We start from the raw sequence: 18,365 nt of genomic DNA on the forward strand, positions 1-18,365 counted from the left end.
CCTTATTTAATAGTATGTATCCTGTGAAATACAAATCCCTTACTCGGTTTTAAATTATTTTATCTTTTTCTTTATCTGGAGGATATAATTTTTTAGAAAAATTAATATATCCCTGAGATAATATTCTTAGATTATTTTCAAAATATTGTGCAGATTTGCACAGTGACTTCTACTATATTGAAAATGGATCATCAAAGATCATGACCAATTATTCTGCATATACTGATTCTGACCTGATCAATGCACTGACGCGGGGTGAGCATGCTGCTTTTACAGAAATCTATAATAGGTATTGGAAACGGCTTTTTTATATTGCCGCAAAGAAACTTCATGATCCGGAAGAGGCAGAAGAAATTGTACAACAGATTTTTGTGTCTATGTGGAACCGAAGAGAGAATCTTCAGATCAACACAAGTCTTAATGCCTATCTGGCAACATCTGTCAAATACCGTATCATTAAGGTAATGGACAAGCTTTACCATCAACAGAAATATGCCGACAGTATCACTTCCCGTAACCTCGATGATTCTACTCAGGAGTGGTTAGCATTTCTGGATCTGAAGGAAATTCTGAATAAAAGTATCAGTGAATTACCCGAAAAGTGTCAGCTTGTTTTCCGGATGAGCCGTGAACAGTACATGTCTCAAAAGGATATTGCTGCAGCACTGAATATATCAGAAAAGACGGTAGAAGCACATCTTGGTAAAGCGATAAAGACTTTAAGACAAAAATTGAATCGTTTTCTGTTGTTGTTGCTGTAGGTTCGCTGCCATCTTGTGAAACCTTTCTATTCCGAAAATGTTTTTTATATCCGCTCAATGGCTAAATTATTATCCAAACAGTTGGCGTCTCCGCCAACTGACGCAGGGTATTAATATTAATTTATACTTCTTATTAGACCGGGCTACCCGGGTAGGTCTGCCCCAAATACCAGTTGGCGGGGACGCCAACTGACACAATTAAGATATTATACTGATAAACTTTATCAACCCTATAAACTTTATCAACTCTTAGAAAGCACTGATCCCGGTTATATCCTGTCCTGTTATCAACAGATGGATATCATGTGTGCCCTCATAGGTAATAACTGATTCCAGATTCATCATATGTCTCATGATCGGGAATTCACCCACGATGCCCATTGCTCCCAGCATCTGCCTGGATTCTCTGGCGATCTGCAGTGCCATATTCACATTATTACGTTTGGCCATAGAGATTTGTTGCGGGGTCGCTTTTCCTTCATTCTTAAGTACTCCCAATCTCCAGCTCAGCAACTGTGCTTTTGTAATTTCAGTTAAGAATTCCGCCAGTTTCTTTTGTTGCAACTGGTAAGATGCAATAGGTTTTCCGAATTGTTGTCGCTCCAGACTATAGCGAAGAGCAGTCTGATAGCAATCTACTGCTGCACCTATGACTCCCCATGATATGCCGTAACGCGCTGAATTGAGACAGGACAAAGGCCCTTTCATAGAACTGACTTCAGGAAGTATGTTGGCTTGCGGTATACGTACATCTTCAAATATAAGCTCTCCTGTCTTCGAAGCCCGCAGCGACCATTTATTATGCGTCTCAGGAGTGGTAAAACCAGTCATCCCCCTTTCTACAATAATGCCTTTTATCTTTCCTTCATCATCCCGTGCCCATACGACTGCCAGATCACACACGGGAGCATTGGTGATCCACATTTTGGCTCCGTTGAGTATATACCCGTCCCCGTCTTTGGACAGACGGGTTTCCATTGCTCCTGGGTCAGAACCATGGTTGGGCTCCGTGAGTCCAAAACTTCCAATCAGTTCTCCGGTGGCAAGTTTTGGCAGAAATTTACGCTTCTGTTCCTCGCTTCCGTAGGTGTAGATCGGAAACATAACCAGAGAAGACTGGACAGAAGCAGCAGATCGGACAGCCGAATCTCCGGCTTCCAACTCCTGCATAATCAGTCCGTAAGAAAGCTGATCCAGTCCGGCTCCTCCGTACTCTTGTGGAATATAGGGTCCGAGCGCACCTATTGCGCCCAGTTTTTGCATCAGGCCGGGTATATCGTTATGCTGCTGTGCTGCCTCATCTACGACCGGGCGGATCTCCTTGTTCACAAATTCGCGAACAGTATTGCGTATCATGAGCTGCTCTTCTAACAGTAACTCGTCTATCTGAAAATAATCGACCTCTTTCATATGTCTATAATTTGATTTTCAATGGCCGTATGAAATATCCAAATTATATTCATTGGTGTTTGTGCAGTCTGCACTACATGGATATTTCATATGTTGAAAAATGAATATAAAACTAAAGATAGGAAATATTAAGACTTCTTTAGAAACAAATATTATTCATGAAATCATTATAAATTCAGAAAATAATTCCCTAATTTTAAAAAACAAACGAATAACAATTATATCCATGATCAAAAAAGAATTAGACCTGTTAGGCATAAAATCTGAAAATCCGGGCACTTCTACCGGGACGAAATGGTTTGCCAAAGGCGATAAAATCACATCTTTCTCTCCGGTAGACGGTAAAGAGATTGCTGCAGTGCTTTGTACAACACGTAAAGAATACGATAAAGTTATAGAAACAGCACAGAAAGCGGCATTGGCCTGGAAAGATATTCCGGCACCAAAGCGTGGGGAAATCGTCCGCCAGTTGGGTGAGCAGTTACGTATTTTAAAACCTACTTTGGGCAAGCTCGTTTCCTACGAAATGGGAAAATCATACCAGGAAGGAATGGGAGAAGTACAGGAGATGATCGATATATGTGACTTTGCAGTTGGATTGTCCCGTCAGCTATATGGCAATACGATCCATTCCGAACGTCCGGGACACCGCATGTATGATCAATATCATCCGTTAGGTATTGTGGGAATTATTACAGCCTTCAATTTTCCGGTAGCGGTATGGGCATGGAATGCGGCTCTGGCTCTGGTATGCGGAGATGTAGTGCTGTGGAAACCGAGTGAAAAAACACCGATATGCGCTATCGCATGTCAGCATATCATTGCGGATATTCTGAAAAAGAATAATCTTCCTGAAGGCATTTCATCTGTAGTAAGTGGAGATGCTGAAATCGGTAAATGGATCAGTGCAGACAAACGTGTGGCACTGGTATCGGCAACAGGATCTACACGTATGGGTAAAGCTGTAGCGGTAACGGTAGCAGAGCGTCTCGGAAAATCCTTACTGGAACTTGGGGGTAATAATGCAATTATCGTAACCCCGAATGCAGATTTGAAGATGACTATCATAGGTGCTGTATTCGGAGCTGTCGGAACTGCAGGCCAGCGTTGTACCAGTACAAGAAGGCTGATTATCCATGAAGATATCTACAAAAAAGTAAAAGACGCTCTGGTTGCAGCCTATAAACAGATCAAAATCGGAGATCCGCTGGATGTTAAGAATCATATGGGACCATTGATCGATACGCAGGCTGTAGACATGTATACACAGGCTATTGCCAAAGTAAAGGAACAGGGAGGTAAAATATTGGTAGAGGGCGCCGTGCTTTCAGGCAAAGGATATGAAAGTGGATGCTATGTAAAGCCTGTCATCGCAGAGGTAGAAAATCACTTTGATATTGTACAATCCGAAACATTTGCTCCTATCCTTTATCTTATCAAATATAGCGGAGATGTAGAAAATGCTATAGCGCTTCAAAATGATGTTGCACAGGGTCTTTCTTCTGCCATAATGACTTCCAACTTGCGCGAAGCAGAATTATTCCTGAGCAACAAAGGATCAGACTGTGGTATTGCGAATGTCAATATCGGAACTTCGGGAGCCGAAATCGGCGGTGCATTCGGAGGTGAAAAAGAAACAGGAGGAGGACGTGAGTCCGGCTCGGACGCCTGGAAACTTTACATGAGAAGACAGACAAATACGATTAATTATACAACAGAACTACCGCTGGCACAAGGCATCAAGTTCGATCTATAAACGAATAACCCTATTTTAAATACTGATTATGATAAAAGAAGCGACAGTACACGAGAGATTAGCAAAACATATATTGGCCGACGGACTCCCGTTAGTGATAGACCTGGAAAAGTCACATGACTCCTATATCGTAGATATCGAGGGGAATGAATATCTGGATATGTTCAGCATGTTTGCCTCTTCGCCTATCGGCTATAACCATCCGCATATCGTTAAGAATAGCGAACTGTTAAAAAAAGTTGCCATCAATAAGCTGGCTCTTTCGGATATCTATCCCACAGAATTTGCGGATTTTGTAGACACCTTCGAGCGTGTGGCCATTCCTACGGAATTAAGTTATTGCTTTTTTATTGACGGAGGTGCACTTGCTGTTGAAAATGCGCTGAAAGCTGCTTTTGACTGGAAGACCAGATTAAACATCTCACGTGGTATACAACAGGAAGGCAATCAGGTGATACATTTCAAACAGGCTTTTCATGGTCGTACCGGATATACTTTATCCCTGACTAACACAAAAGATCCAAGGAAATACATGTATTTCCCGAAATTTGACTGGCCGAGGATTACTAATCCTAAGCTTCACTTCCCATTAGTAGAAGAAAGTATTGCTGAGACAATAAAAACAGAGCAACAGGCTATTCACGAAATAGAAGCCGCTATTGCCAAAAATCCGGATGCCATAGCCTGTCTGATACTGGAACCTATTCAGGCTGAAGGCGGTGATAACCATTTCCGTACGGAGTTCTTTCAGGAATTGAGACGCATATGTGATGAACATGATATTTTATTGATTCTGGATGAAGTACAGACAGGACTTGCATTAACGGGGAAAATGTGGGCATATGAGCATTACGGAATTATTCCGGATCTGATCTCGTTTGGAAAAAAATCTCAGGTCTGTGGTGTATTGGCACATCGTGAGAAATTTGACCGTGTCGAAAAGCATGTATTCAAAGAATCCAGCCGTATTAATTCCACCTTCGGAGGAAATCTTGTCGACATGATGCGTTTCAAGTTAATACTGGAGGTCATCGAACAGGAAAATCTGGTTCAGCATGCCGAAAGTCTGGGTGAATATTTACTGGAAAAACTGCAACAGCTCGCCAAGAGCCACAGCCAGCTCTCCAATGTAAGAGGAAAAGGACTTCTGGCTTCGTTTGATTTCCAGACAGAGCAGCAAAGAGATGAATTCGTGAAGCGTGCTATGAACAATAAGCTTCTTATTCTGGGTTGTGGTGACAAAAGTATACGCTTCCGTCCGCATCTGACTGTTACAGTAGAACAATTGGATAAAGCATTAGCGCTTGTCGAGAAAAGCTTGTAAGAAGAATACTATTGGTATATACATCCTATTCCGGGTGAGGAAAGCATTTGCTGCTTTCCATACTTGATCATAAGAATATAAACTAAAATCGGGTACCCGCATCACTGTGCAGGTACCCGATTCTTTTTAATAAAACAGACCCGATTATCTAATATCCGGGATTTTGTTGCAGATTGGGATTAATAGCCAATTGTGCCTGAGGCACAGGATATAATTCTCTGTTGGCATCGTTTACCGGTTTATGGTCCCACCAGGTAGCGGTAGTATACTTACCAAAGCGAATCAGATCTGTACGTCTTTTGCCCTCAAAGATAAACTCTCTTCCACGTTCCGCCAGCAACTCGTCCAATGTAAGCGTAGCAACAGAATACTGAACTGCAGGCCAATCCGCAGCGGAAAATGCTCTTTTCTTCGAGTCATTGATTAACGACACAGCCTCTGTTGTTGCCGTTCCGTTATTTTTGCGCATCAATGCTTCCGCCTTATTAAAATAGATCTCGGTAAGCCGATACAGAATATAATCGTTCTCCTGATAGTTGACATCGCTCAGACGACCGCTTTTGTATTTATTAAAGCGTGCTCCGGAATTCTCTTCCCCTTTAGCCATTCCTCCTTCACTGGTCAGATCTCCTTCACTTTCTCTACGAATAGAATTAACAAATGATAGCGGCTTGCCGGAATATTCCTCTGTCCCCAACACGGGTGTAGTTGTTCCATACTTATATTGTGGTCCATACAGAAACCAGTCTTTCTTTCGGATGTCATTGGCTGCATAGGCATCAAATGCTGTAGGAATGACCACAAATGCATTCCAGCCTCCATATCCTACATCCAATGCTTCTTTCATATAATCATACCCCATAAAGAAACCTCCCCAGTCAAACGTAAATCCGGCTTTACGGCTATACTGAAACTGGAATAAAGATTCCGGATTGGCACTGTTGGTATTCGCAAATAATGTATTAATATCCGGAGACAACTTCGGAGCACCTCCAATACCGCCCGCCTGTCCGGAGATAATCTTATCACATGCAGCAATACATTCATCCCACATAGGAGTACCATTCCATTTCTCCGCATTGAGATACAGCTCGGCCATCATGGCGTATCCGGCAGCCATAGACACCTGTCCGATATTTTGTTCGGAAGTGAGCGGCAGTTTGGGTACATTTTCTTCCAGTTCTTTCTTTATAAAATCAAAAACTTCCTTACGGGGTTTAGTCGCCAGATTGGAAGGACTTTGAGAGACTTCAAGAGCGACAGGAACATTTCCCCACATATCCATAATTTTCATATAATGGAATGCACGAAGTACTTTTAACTGAGCCAGTACAAAATTCATCTCCTCCTGTGTCATCCCTACTTTCTGTATATCCAGCGCAGAGATATCACTAAGTGCATTGTTTACATAACCGACGCCTCCCCACAACAGCTCCCACGCACTTAACACTCTGTTTTCCGTAATGGTCCAGGTGTGATAATGCTGACGAAAATGATCTCCGCCATCGTAGCCGTGCCGTCCCTTCTGTGGCCAGGCCAGTTGATCAGAACTCAATTCGGAGTGATAATAATAACCACTTCCTCCGGTTGGAGCCAGCCAGGCCTGCATATGTGTAAACGGACGTAAAGCGGCCTGCATCACTTCCAGTTTATTCTTATAGAAACTCTCTTCTTTCAACGTGCTGTACAGATTTTCGTCCAGATTGGTACAGCCTTGTAATCCGAATAACGCGACTCCTACCCCAAAGGCAGACGCCAGATATTTATTTTTTAGTAATTTCATGATTATTCCCTATTAAAATCCAACATTAAGTCCTACTGACCATGATTTAGTACGCGGATAGAATCCTCTTGAATCTATTCCTGAAGCAAATCCTGTATCCTGTAATTCCGGATCAAGACCACTATAACTGGTAATCGTAGCAATATTACGACCTGTCACATATACATACAGGTTGCGGATATAATCTGTCTTTAATTTAAAGTTATACCCCAATGTGATATTATCCAGCTTCACAAAACTTCCGTTCTCTAAATAGTAATCGGAATATTGCGGATCGTCTTTGATATTGGCGTGTTTTGTAAAAGCACTTTCCAGTACGTTATTCGGCAGCCATTTCTGATTTCCGAAAAACATATCTGCTGTATTCAGAATATCATATTTGAACTTACCTCTGAAAAATACCGTGAGATCAAATCCTTTATAGGAAAAGCGGTTGCTTAAAGATGCATTGAACTTAGGCACACCGTTTCCGATATACGTCAGGTCATCATTGGTAATCTCTCCTGCTGTACCTGTGCTTCCGTCAGCTTTATAAAACAACCATTTCCCGTCATCAGTCAGACCCGCATACCGTTTTCCATAAAAAGATCCGACTTCACCTCCTTCTTCCAGACGAATGGCATTACCCAGATTTCCAGGGGAAGGCAATCCTCCGAATTCCAGCCAGTTACTTTGAAAGATCTCACTCGACAACTTCACCAGTTTATTCTTTTGGTAATTTCCGGTAAAATCCACATTCCAGGAGAAGTTTTCTTTCTTGACAGCGGTTGCTGACAGTTGCAGCTCAATCCCTTTGTTGTCTACCTGTCCGACATTATACCATATTTTGGACTGTACATATGCCGGCTGCTGTGCCCGGTATTCATCAATAAGGTCTTTTGTTTTTCTATTGTATACATCAATGGAACCTGTGATCCGGTTATTCAGAAATCCGAAGTCTACCCCGATATTTGTTTCTGCTTTTTGTTCCCATTTCAGATCCGGATTTGGATTAGCGGCAGGGCCGTAAGTTTGATAATAAATACCATCCTGCGGATATACTCCTCCCGTACCCAATCTCAGAATAGACTGATAATTTGGAATACCCTGATTTCCCGTCACTCCATATCCAACCCTTAATTTCAGATCATTGAGCACTTCTTTACTACCAAAGAAACTTTCATTTGAGATTGTCCACCCTCCTGATATCGCAGGAAAATTACCCCACTTATGATTAGCACCGAATCTGGACGAACCTTCTCTGCGTAAAATAGCACTTACAAAATAGCGGTCCGCATAGTTGTAATTGACGCGACCAAAGAAAGCCACCAAAGTATTATCTTCCTTAAAAGAGCCCATTGTTGGTCTCGGAAGCTGCGCATTGGTTAGAGCCGTTCCGGAATTCATATCCCAATCCAGAAAACCGTCGGTCGTAAATCCGTTATTAGACATTTCAAAACGCTCATAACCTGTGTATTGATAACTATAGCCCAATAATCCGGTAATGGTGTGTTTTTCATTAAAAGTCTGGTTGTAGTCAATAGTCGATTCAATGGTTCTGGTCCAGTTCAGCTCATTCTTTTTATAGGCGTATGCGGTACCTCTGTAGTCCGTATTGAGACGTTGATCCCAATCCAGTGTAGAACGGTAACGCCTGTCATTCCAGTTGTCCCTCACATAGGATCCGAATACCGAAACGCTTAAGGGATCGATAATCTTCAGCTTCAATTTTGCATCTCCTGAAAAAGTTTGTTGATTGCGTTCGTCTATACGATGTGCCAGGCGGCTCATCGGATTGTAGTTGTTGTATTCCTGCGTCTGATAGAATGTTCCATCCGGATTATATATCGGAGCGGTAGGATTACGCTGAATCGCCTGTTCGAAGTCCGGCACATTTTCACTGTCATCAGCCTTTTTGCCTCCTAACATATTAGCCTTATTAAAATTGGCGGCTATATTTCCGGAAAAAGTAAGGCGGTCTTTCAGACCTGTCTGAGAAAAATTGATTCTTCCTCCAAACTGCTTTCTGCCATTCTGTTTAGCGATACCATTCGCATCTTCATAATTGATCGAAGCTCTGTAGTTGGATTTATCTCCACCACCACTCGCTATAAAATTATGGAAATGGGAAAAATTATTCTTGTCAATCAGTTCGTCAAACAGATCTGTACTGGCTCCAAGGTCAGATTGCGGACGGTTAAGACCTTTGACCACATACTCTCTGAACTGATCCGCAGACAGCATAGTAGGTTTGCTGTCTACAAACTCTTTTTGTCCGTACGTAAAATATTCAAACTGGGGTGTTCCGGATTTACCCTTTTTGGTGGTAACCAATACGACCCCGCCATTACCACGGGTACCATAGATCGCCGCTGCCGAACCGTCTTTTAACACACTTATAGATTCTATGTCACCCTGTTTGACCAGATCCAGACTACCTCCTGGAATACCGTCAATAACGATCAGCGGCGAATTGGACCCCTTCAAAGACGCCATCCCCCGCAATTGTATAGACGTTCCGGAGTTTGGATTACTGCCCTGTGCTCTTGTAATGTTAAGGCCGGCTACCTTTCCCTGCACCAGTTCCATCGGATTACGCATGCCTCCCTGATTAAAATCCTTTTCCTGTACCGTCTGTACAGCCGAAGTCACTTCACTCTTTTTCTGTGTTCCATACCCTACTACCACGACTTCCTGTAGGGATTCACTCTCTGGCTTCAGTTTGACCGCAATACCAGAGGAGGTTGTAATAGGCACTTCTACAGGCGAAAAACCGATATAAGAGACGATTAACGTTCCCCCGACTTTGGCTTCCAGGCTGAAATTACCATCCTGATCCGTTTGTGTCCCGATAGCCGAACCTTTCAGTTTGACAGTTACCCCCGCCAGCGGAGTACCTGTCTCGGCATCGGTTACTTTTCCGGTTACTGTTTCCTGTTCCGATTTGTTTAAATAGGTTTGTTTGTAATGAACAACACGGTTTTCTGCTGTACCGTCTGTTGCATAAGCATAATTTAATGCGAGCAGGGATAGCGGGACTACCCACCATTTTGCCCGACGACCCGCAGGCCGTAAAGGTTTACTGTAATGATTCATGTTTAGTTAGTATATGTTTGAAAAAAATTGACAAATAGTTAAAATTTACTAAAACGTTTTATCAAATAGACGCAATAAAGGGATACAGCAGTACCTCCTTATGCATTCTATTTTTCAACAGGTAGTTTTACAATTTATAATGGTGATTTCTCTTTTTTACTAAAACGTTTTACTTCATGGTGCATAAAGAACCAGTATTCACGTATACAGGAAAAAATTAAAATCGGTTTATTTTCATATGGCTATTCTAAAGTTAAGATTTAAATCTTATAAACCATTATTCTTTTTCAGTTTTTAATATAACATATAACCTATGCTACAAGTACTTATTCAAGTTTCAGAAGTTAAAACAACAAAAAACCCCGTCTTAATATGTATTAAGACGGGGTTTATATAGAGTTAAAAATAGCTTTATCTGACTCGGGAAACAGGAAGCATTTTCAGAAAGTAACGGGATCCGCTTCTGTCACAAGAGACTTCACTTTATTCTAAATATTTCCTTTCTTCATTTCCTGCAAAGCATAATCCACAGCTCTGGCAGAGAAGGCCATATAGGTAAGGGAGGGATTTTGAGTAGAAGTAGAAGTCATCGCTGCACCATCTGTCACAAATACATTGGGAACGGTGTGTATCTGATTCCATTTGTTGAGGACAGAAGTTTTAGGATCATTACCCATGCGTGCTCCTCCCATTTCATGGATATCCAGTCCCGGTGCCTGACCATGGTCATCTTGCTTGATATTGGTAAATCCGGCTTCTTCAAACATTGCTGTCATCTGCTCCAGGTAGTCTTTTTTCATTTTTGCATCATTGTCGTCGTATTCAACTGCAATTTTCAACAACGGAACTCCCCATGCATCTTTTTGAGAACTGTCTAATGTTACCTGACCGGATTCTTTCGGAATAGTCTCGCCCATCATGTGGGATCCTACACCCCATAATCCATATTTAGGATTCAGGAGATTATTTTTGAAAGATTCGCCATATCCGGACTGATCAGCACTCTTTGAACGATATGCTCCAAATCCTGCTGCATATCCTCTCAGAAAATCTGTTTCCTGTTTATGTAGATTGCGGAACCGTGGAATATATCCTCCTCCGGCAGGATTACGGCCGTCGGTAGTATAGTCCATAAAACCTTCGTACTCTGCGTATATACGTGCACTGTAATTGTGAAAAGCCACATATTTACCTAATACACCACTGTCGTTACCCAGACCGTTTTCAAAGCGTTTGGATTTGGAATTAAGCAAGATCAGATTCGTATTCAACGCTGCTGCATTGACGAAGATTACCTTTGCAAAGAAATCCATCTCTTCCTTAGTCTCTGTATCAATTACTTTTACGCCTACCGCTTTTCCCTTCGTATCGTCATACAGAATAGAATGTACTACAGAGAAAGGTCTCAGCGTCATATTTCCGGTCTTCGCTGCCCACGGAATAGTGGACGCATTAGAACTAAAATAACCTCCGAAGGGACAGCCTCGCTGACAAAGTGTACGATTCTGACATTGTACTCGTCCCTGATCGAGGTGAATTTTATTAGGTTTGGATAAATGCGCACAACGCGCAGAAATCACTTTCCGCTCTGGATATTTGTTCTTCATGGTTTGCTGAAAATACTTTTCTACTATATTCAGCGGATAGCCCGGAAGAAATTCTCCATCCGGAAGCTCCGGAAGACCATCTTTATCTCCTGCAATACCGGCAAAACGTTCGACATAATCGTACCAGGGTTTCAGATCGGCGTAACGGATAGGCCAGTCAACGGCAAATCCATCGCGGGCAGGTCCTTCAAAATCAAAGTCTGACCAACGCTGTGTCTGTCTGGCCCATAGCAGAGATTTTCCACCAACCTGATAGCCACGGATCCAATCGAATGGTTTCTCCTGTACATAAGGATGCTCCTGATCTTTGACAAAAAAATGTGCAGCATCTTCATGAAATGCATAACAACGGTTTACAATAGGATTTTCCTGCTGCACCTGATACGGCATCTCTCCGCGGTGTTCAAATTCCCAGGGATAAAGATTGGTAGTAGGATAATCCTTGACATGCTTTACATCACGTCCTCTTTCCAGTACCAATGTCTTTAATCCTTTTTCACATAGTTCCTTTGCAGCCCAACCACCACTTATTCCCGAACCAATGACGATAGCATCGTATGTTCTGTTCTTTACGCTGTCCGTATTTATATTTGCCATTTTCTTTGATTCTTTTTATGCGTTGATTTTCATTGCACCATTATACCTGCCCGGAACTAATTCATAAATTAGTTTATTCTTCATGACATATTCAGAATTAAGGTATCCCTGAGTGGCTCTTTTTTTGAATATCTTATAAAAAGCACTCTTTTCCTTTGCTTCTTCTTCGGATTTGAAATAGGCTCCGATCTTATCTGCCGCAGCACCATCCAGATCAGACCTGTTCTTCTCCAGTCCTTCCAGAAAAGCTTTTTGATCTTCCGGTGAATGACAATCATCTACCATCTTCATGATAAAGAGATGAAGATTTAACTTTTTACCACCCGGAGAATCTGTCTCAGGAATAAGTACATCCACCAGCTTAGCCAGGAATTCTTCATCCTTAGCAGATAACTTGATTGTATGCAGATCTATAGACGTTCCACCCTGCTCCCGCAGACAGGAAGGCAACAACGCCAGCCCTCCAGCAATAATAAAAAGTTGTTTTACCGCAGTCCTTCGGTTCATAACATGATGTTTATAATTTGTAATATTAGAAATATTCTAACAAAAATCAAAAAGCTAAATCGATTAAAGCCAGTAATAATTTCAAGACATTCCCTAATATTTTAAGAGATATTATTTTTAAGGTAGTTCCAGACTTCACGAAGATCTGTGAACAACTGATCTGCAACGGCTAATTTTTCACGCTCCAGGGGTTGTTTGGAGACTCCCACACAATACAAACCAGCAGCCTTAGCCGCTTTCGTACCTGTAATGGTATCTTCAATTGCGACACAATCTTTCGGATCTAAGCCGGCCTGCTCAGCGGCCAGAAGATAAGGCTCCGGATCTGGTTTAGGAGACTGTACATCGTCTCTGGTCACAATCAGCGAAAAATAAGAGAGCAGATCATGATGCCCCAATACGGTATCAACAGTGGTCATGAAACTGGAAGTAACCAATCCGATTTTGACTTGCTGCTCTTTCAGATGCTCCAGAATTTCTTTTACATAAGGCATCAATGCTATGGTTCGCATATCCGACTGTGCATAAGCTGCTCTGGTGCGCTTCCACATGTACTCATTGGTAGTATCTATATTCCAGATTTTTCTCATTGTCTCCACATTGAAGGCCAATGTGTGTCCTGCGAAATGACGGATCCAGTCTTCAAAAGTAATATAGACAGCAAATTCTTCCGCCAGAATAGGTTGCCAGTTTTGGAAGTAAAAATATTCCGAATCAATAAGGGTACCGTCCAGGTCAAAAAATACAGCTTTAAATTTATTCATGATACAAAGCTAAGGCTTTTGAACTGGTAAACTAAGGATTTGATCCCGAAGTACACTATCTGTATGGTAAGGTCTCTGGCTACATAACAAAACTAATACTTGTGAAAAAAAGCAAGTTTGGGTAAGTTTGTTGAGTATACGCACATTAACACTTTAGCACTATACCTCAATTAATATGAAGATAATAGCCGTAGGTCGTAATTATATTGACCATGCCAAAGAACTTAATAATCCTGTACCGAAGACTCCTGTTATCTTTATGAAACCGGATACAGCGCTGTTAAAAGACAACAAAGATTTTTATTATCCCGAGTTTTCTAAAGAGATTCATTACGAAGTCGAGGTTGTACTTCGTATCTGTAAAGAAGGCAAACATGTATCACAAAAATTTGCACATACGTATTATGATGCGATTGGTCTTGGTATTGACTTTACCGCACGGGATATTCAACAACAACATAAAGAGAAAGGATTGCCCTGGGAACTGGCCAAATCATTTGACGGTTCGGCAGTGATCAGTTCTTTTATACCTAAAGAGACATTTGCGGATCCTGCCCAACTCAGCTTTAGTCTTCAGAAGAACAAAGAAACAGTGCAATCCGGAAATACAAAAGATATGATCTTTTCATACGATCAGCTGATTGTCTTTATTTCACAGTACATTACTTTACGTAAAGGAGATTTTATCTACACAGGAACACCCGCAGGAGTCGGCCCAGTCGCTATAGGAGATCGGCTCGAAGGATTTATAGAAGAAAAAAACGTGTTTACCTGCCTGATTAAATAATTTAAATGAAGAAACTAAGTATATATATGGGGATATTGGCATTGACAACAGCGTCTGTATCAGCCCAAAATATCATTAAATCCCGAACATATCCGCAAAATTATTTCAGACAGCCAATGGATATTACGCCACAGGCTTCCGGAGGATTCGGAGAACTGAGAGGCACGCATTTTCATGCCGGAAACGATTACAGAACACAACAGCGAATCGGAATCCCGATCTATAGTGCCGCTGAAGGCTATGTATCGAGAGTTCGTGTACAGATCGGCGGTGGAGGTAACTCGGTATATGTGGATCATCCGAACGGGTATACTTCTGTATATCTGCATATGGATAGCTTCAATGATCAGCTCAGCGAAATTGTCAAAGCCGAACAGTATAAAAAGAAAAGCTTTGATGTGGATATAGAGCTGCCACGTAATAAGGTTGTCATGAAAAAGGGGCAGCTTCTGGGCAAATCCGGAAATACCGGCGGATCCGGCGGACCTCATCTTCATTTTGAAATAAGAGATACCAAAACCCAAAACCCGCTTAATTCGCAGCTTTTCGGATTGTACTTTGAAGATAATGTAGCACCTGTGATCCGGGGAATCACGGTGTACGATATCGGAAATGATGTATTTGATGAAAACACCCCACGCAGACATCAGGGTATCAAAACTATTGGAAGCGGCACATACGGATTAGCCGGAGGTGCTCCCATACCGGTTAATGGAAAATTCGGATTGGGAATCAATACCATTGACAGGCATTCAGGAACAAACTTTAGCTTTGGCGTCTATTCCATTGAGCTCTTGCTGGATGATGCTCCGGTAAGTACGGTGGTCTTTGAGGAGTTATCATTTGCAACTTCCCGGGCGCTCAATTCATATATAGATTATCCCTATTTTATGAAGACGCAGGCAAAAATTCAAAAAAGCTTTAAGGACCCGAATAATACCGCTCCGATCTACAAGCAGTTGAATAATCTGGGCTTTATCGAACTAAAGGATAACAATGTGCATAAAGTTGATTATATCGTCAAGGACGTGCATGGTAATACCAGCAGAATCAGTTTTAATGTACAGCAAAATCCGACGTTCAATATCAGCCGAAAACCGCAGACCGGGACAGCCGTATTCAAATATGGTCAGGAAAACAATTATGCTGCAGACAATGTTAGGATAGCTGTTCCTAAGGGAGTGCTCTATAATGATCTTTATCTGAACTACTCTCAGGGAGGAAAACCAAGAGGAGGATACTCTACATTACAGCGTGTCCACAACGATATGGTACCGCTGCTGGACAATTACAAATTGAGTATCAAACCGGATGCAACTCTACCGGCTTCACTACAGAGCAAGGCTATTATTGTTGATGAAAGAGGCCGGTCAAAAGGAGGACGTTATGAAAATGGCTGGGTTGTTACCTCCCTTCGGGACATGGGCAGTTATTATATTGCTGTAGACACAGTAGCTCCGGTCATCACAGCACGAAACCTGACAAACGGTAAAAATCTTGCAAATCAGTCTAAGATCGATTTTACCATATCTGATAACCTGTCCGGTATACAAACCTTCAACGCATATATTGACGACAAATGGGTACTGATGGAATATGACCCTAAAAACCGTCATGTATGGCATCAGTTTGAACCTTCGCTGCCTAAAGGCAGGCACACATTCAGACTGGAGGTAAAAGACATGAAAGATAACACGAAAATATACGAAGCGACTTTCACGAAATAAGACAGCCGGCAGGAATGCCAACAGACACAGATTAGACAGATGAAATCTCACTCTTTTTAATTAATGAGCATAATCTGCTGCCTTTATTCGTAGATCAGCATTATATTTTTTACTTTTAAGTCTTAAATTTTTCACATATGTCAACACTTGAAGCAGGAAACAAAGCACCGGATTTCAGTGCCAAAAACCAGAACGGGGAAACCATTCATCTTTCAGATTTCAAGGGCAAGAAAGTTATTTTATACTTCTACCCTAAAGACAATACTCCGGGTTGTACAACAGAAGCATGCAATTTCAGAGATAATTATCAATCGCTGAAAAAAGAGGGGTTTGAGATTTTGGGAGTCAGTATTGATACGGCATCTTCACACCAGAAATTTACAGCTAAACATGACCTTCCCTTTCAGTTATTGGTAGATGAGGATAAAAGTTTGGTAGAGAAATATGGTGTATGGGTAGAAAAAAATATGTATGGTAAAAAATATATGGGTACAGCACGCACAACCTTTGTTATCGATGAAAAAGGAAATATCGAACAAATCATCAAAAAGGTAGATAACAAAAATGCTTCTCAACAGATTCGGGATCTTTACCTTTAAATAAATGAAGAAAACAGAGTAGCAGGGATGTTAATATCAGACATAAAGAACACATCTTAAGTCCAACTCTTATTATCTAAATATCAAATATTTCTTATATTCGCCTCTTATGAGCAAACAGACTGACGATTTTTTTAAAAGTGTAGTATCACACGCAAAGGAATACGGTTTTGTATTCCAATCAAGCGAAATATATGATGGCCTTAGCGCTGTATACGATTATGGCCAGTTAGGGTCTGAATTAAAGAATAACCTTAAGACGTACTGGTGGAAATCTATGGTACAGTTGAATGAAAATATTGTCGGTATTGATGCCGCCATTTTCATGCACCCGACCACATGGAAAGCTTCCGGTCACGTTGATGGATTTAATGATCCTATGATCGACAATAAGGATTCGAAAAAGCGTTACCGCGCGGATCAGTTGATCGAGGATAAAATAGCGCGTTACGAAGCTGACGGAAAGACAGATAAAGCAGCTGCTTTATTAGCAGATCTGAACAAAGCATTAAATGCGGATGATCTGGCAGGACTGAAAACGATCATCGAAGAACATAATATTGTATGTCCGGTATCCGGAACCAAAAACTGGACAGAAGTACGTCAGTTTAATCTGATGTTTGCAACTCAAATGGGCGCTATGGCCGATGGTGCCGAGCAGGTATATCTGCGTCCGGAGACTGCTCAGGGTATCTTTGTAAACTTCCTGAATGTGCAAAAAACAGGTCGTATGAAGATTCCTTTCGGTATCGCTCAGATTGGTAAAGCCTTCCGTAATGAAGTGATCGCACGTCAGTTTATTATGCGTATGCGTGAATTTGAACAAATGGAAATGCAGTTTTTCTGCAGACCTGGAACTGAAATGGAATGGTACAACAAATGGAAAGAAACACGTCTGAAGTGGCATTTAGCACTTGGTTTTAATCCGGATAACTACCGCTACCATGATCACGATAAATTAGCACATTATGCAAATGCTGCTGTAGATATTGAGTTTAATTTCCCGTTTGGCTTTAAAGAGGTAGAGGGTATACATTCCCGTACAGATTTTGACCTGAAACAACATCAGGAATTTTCTAAAAAGAAAATGCAATATTTTGATACGGAGATCAATCAAAACTACATTCCTTATGTAGTCGAGACCTCTATAGGACTTGACCGCTTATTCCTTACTGTATTATGTAACTCACTGGTACAGGAAGATCTTTCTACAGACGAAAAACAGGATTCCCGTGTAGTGCTGAAATTCCCTCCTGCTCTTGCTCCGGTTAAAGCAGCTATTTTACCGTTGACCAAAAAAGATGGTCTTCCGGAAAAAGCACGTGAGATCATGGCTACTTTAAAACTGGATTACAATGTCCAGTATGATGAAAAAGATGCTATCGGTAAACGTTACCGTCGTCAGGATGCTATCGGTACACCTTTCTGTATCACAGTAGATCATCAGTCTCTGGAAGATAATACCGTTACTATCCGTGACCGCGACACCATGAAGCAGGAGCGTGTAGCAATTGCGGATCTGGAAAGAATCGTAAGTGACCTGGTAGGCTGGAATACGTTATTGAAAAAGCTAATATAGCTTTTAAGATATTAAAAGTCAAGCCAAACCCTTTGAGAATCGCATAAAAATGGGGCTATCCAACCCTTTTGGACAGCCCCATTTCTATT

Annotated in this window: 13 protein-coding genes; 7 read left to right on the plus strand and 6 right to left on the minus strand. The window is 41.5% G+C overall.

Going from position 1 to position 18,365, the window contains the following annotated elements; genetic code table 11:
• Positions 1-200: 200 nt before the first annotated feature.
• Positions 201-761 carry an RNA polymerase sigma-70 factor gene (locus tag B4B65_RS21585; RefSeq protein WP_293918795.1) on the plus strand — a complete coding sequence of 187 codons (561 nt, stop codon included), beginning with the start codon at positions 201-203 and terminating at the stop codon, positions 759-761.
• A gap of 249 nt (positions 762-1,010) precedes the next feature.
• On the opposite strand, the gene B4B65_RS21590 is transcribed toward B4B65_RS21585, so the two are convergent.
• Positions 1,011-2,171, minus strand: coding sequence for an acyl-CoA dehydrogenase family protein (locus B4B65_RS21590; protein ID WP_293918797.1), 1,161 nt, complete (start codon positions 2,169-2,171; stop codon positions 1,011-1,013).
• 226 nt (positions 2,172-2,397) lie between these two features.
• Here B4B65_RS21590 and B4B65_RS21595 point away from each other — a divergent pair, with 226 nt between their 5' ends.
• Both B4B65_RS21595 and lat read left to right on the plus strand, forming a co-directional pair.
• Positions 2,398-3,927: an aldehyde dehydrogenase family protein gene (locus tag B4B65_RS21595; protein WP_201680736.1), complete on the plus strand. Its 1,530-nt coding sequence runs from the start codon at positions 2,398-2,400 to the stop codon at positions 3,925-3,927.
• A 28-nt stretch (positions 3,928-3,955) separates the two neighbouring features.
• The gene (gene lat / locus B4B65_RS21600; RefSeq protein WP_293918800.1) at positions 3,956-5,251 is read left to right on the plus strand and encodes an L-lysine 6-transaminase; all 1,296 of its coding nucleotides are present in this window, start codon (positions 3,956-3,958) and stop codon (positions 5,249-5,251) included.
• A gap of 148 nt (positions 5,252-5,399) precedes the next feature.
• On the opposite strand, the gene B4B65_RS21605 is transcribed toward lat, so the two are convergent.
• From B4B65_RS21605 to B4B65_RS21625, 5 genes are all read right to left on the minus strand, one after another.
• The gene (locus B4B65_RS21605; protein ID WP_293918802.1) at positions 5,400-7,034 is read right to left on the minus strand and encodes a RagB/SusD family nutrient uptake outer membrane protein; all 1,635 of its coding nucleotides are present in this window, start codon (positions 7,032-7,034) and stop codon (positions 5,400-5,402) included.
• 12 nt (positions 7,035-7,046) lie between these two features.
• Entirely contained in the window at positions 7,047-10,109 is a 3,063-nt protein-coding gene (locus B4B65_RS21610; protein ID WP_293918804.1) for a SusC/RagA family TonB-linked outer membrane protein, read from the minus strand.
• A gap of 488 nt (positions 10,110-10,597) precedes the next feature.
• Positions 10,598-12,313 carry a GMC oxidoreductase gene (locus B4B65_RS21615; RefSeq protein ID WP_293918806.1) on the minus strand — a complete coding sequence of 572 codons (1,716 nt, stop codon included), beginning with the start codon at positions 12,311-12,313 and terminating at the stop codon, positions 10,598-10,600.
• A gap of 15 nt (positions 12,314-12,328) precedes the next feature.
• Entirely contained in the window at positions 12,329-12,820 is a 492-nt protein-coding gene (locus tag B4B65_RS21620) for a gluconate 2-dehydrogenase subunit 3 family protein (RefSeq protein ID WP_293918808.1), read from the minus strand.
• Between the two features lie 101 nt (positions 12,821-12,921).
• Positions 12,922-13,584, minus strand: coding sequence for an HAD family hydrolase (locus B4B65_RS21625; RefSeq protein WP_293918810.1), 663 nt, complete (start codon positions 13,582-13,584; stop codon positions 12,922-12,924).
• A gap of 175 nt (positions 13,585-13,759) precedes the next feature.
• Here B4B65_RS21625 and B4B65_RS21630 point away from each other — a divergent pair, with 175 nt between their 5' ends.
• The 4 genes from B4B65_RS21630 to B4B65_RS21645 all read left to right on the plus strand — a co-directional run bounded on the left by B4B65_RS21630 (position 13,760) and on the right by B4B65_RS21645 (position 18,276).
• A complete protein-coding gene (locus B4B65_RS21630; RefSeq protein WP_293918812.1) occupies positions 13,760-14,371 on the plus strand; it encodes a fumarylacetoacetate hydrolase family protein in 612 nt (203 codons plus the stop codon).
• A 5-nt stretch (positions 14,372-14,376) separates the two neighbouring features.
• Positions 14,377-16,098, plus strand: coding sequence for a M23 family metallopeptidase (locus B4B65_RS21635; protein WP_293918814.1), 1,722 nt, complete (start codon positions 14,377-14,379; stop codon positions 16,096-16,098).
• A 137-nt stretch (positions 16,099-16,235) separates the two neighbouring features.
• Positions 16,236-16,697, plus strand: a complete 462-nt coding sequence (gene bcp / locus B4B65_RS21640; RefSeq protein WP_293918816.1) for a thioredoxin-dependent thiol peroxidase — start codon at positions 16,236-16,238, stop codon at positions 16,695-16,697.
• A 109-nt stretch (positions 16,698-16,806) separates the two neighbouring features.
• Positions 16,807-18,276 carry a glycine--tRNA ligase gene (locus B4B65_RS21645; RefSeq protein ID WP_201680746.1) on the plus strand — a complete coding sequence of 490 codons (1,470 nt, stop codon included), beginning with the start codon at positions 16,807-16,809 and terminating at the stop codon, positions 18,274-18,276.
• Positions 18,277-18,365: the final 89 nt, after the last annotated feature.

This window comes from Sphingobacterium sp. UBA5789 (genome assembly GCF_002418355.1).
In the GTDB taxonomy this organism is placed as follows: Bacteria; Bacteroidota; Bacteroidia; order Sphingobacteriales; family Sphingobacteriaceae; genus Sphingobacterium.

Coding starts and splice junctions, on each gene's coding strand:
- B4B65_RS21585 (WP_293918795.1), top strand. CDS start 201: ATGACCAATTATTCTGCATATACTGATTCTGACCTGATCAATGCACTG.
- B4B65_RS21605 (WP_293918802.1), bottom strand. CDS start 7,034: ATGAAATTACTAAAAAATAAATATCTGGCGTCTGCCTTTGGGGTAGGA.
- B4B65_RS21595 (WP_201680736.1), top strand. CDS start 2,398: ATGATCAAAAAAGAATTAGACCTGTTAGGCATAAAATCTGAAAATCCG.
- B4B65_RS21625 (WP_293918810.1), bottom strand. CDS start 13,584: ATGAATAAATTTAAAGCTGTATTTTTTGACCTGGACGGTACCCTTATT.
- B4B65_RS21635 (WP_293918814.1), top strand. CDS start 14,377: ATGAAGAAACTAAGTATATATATGGGGATATTGGCATTGACAACAGCG.
- B4B65_RS21590 (WP_293918797.1), bottom strand. CDS start 2,171: ATGAAAGAGGTCGATTATTTTCAGATAGACGAGTTACTGTTAGAAGAG.
- B4B65_RS21630 (WP_293918812.1), top strand. CDS start 13,760: ATGAAGATAATAGCCGTAGGTCGTAATTATATTGACCATGCCAAAGAA.
- B4B65_RS21620 (WP_293918808.1), bottom strand. CDS start 12,820: ATGAACCGAAGGACTGCGGTAAAACAACTTTTTATTATTGCTGGAGGG.
- lat (WP_293918800.1), top strand. CDS start 3,956: ATGATAAAAGAAGCGACAGTACACGAGAGATTAGCAAAACATATATTG.
- bcp (WP_293918816.1), top strand. CDS start 16,236: ATGTCAACACTTGAAGCAGGAAACAAAGCACCGGATTTCAGTGCCAAA.
- B4B65_RS21615 (WP_293918806.1), bottom strand. CDS start 12,313: ATGGCAAATATAAATACGGACAGCGTAAAGAACAGAACATACGATGCT.
- B4B65_RS21610 (WP_293918804.1), bottom strand. CDS start 10,109: ATGAATCATTACAGTAAACCTTTACGGCCTGCGGGTCGTCGGGCAAAA.
- B4B65_RS21645 (WP_201680746.1), top strand. CDS start 16,807: ATGAGCAAACAGACTGACGATTTTTTTAAAAGTGTAGTATCACACGCA.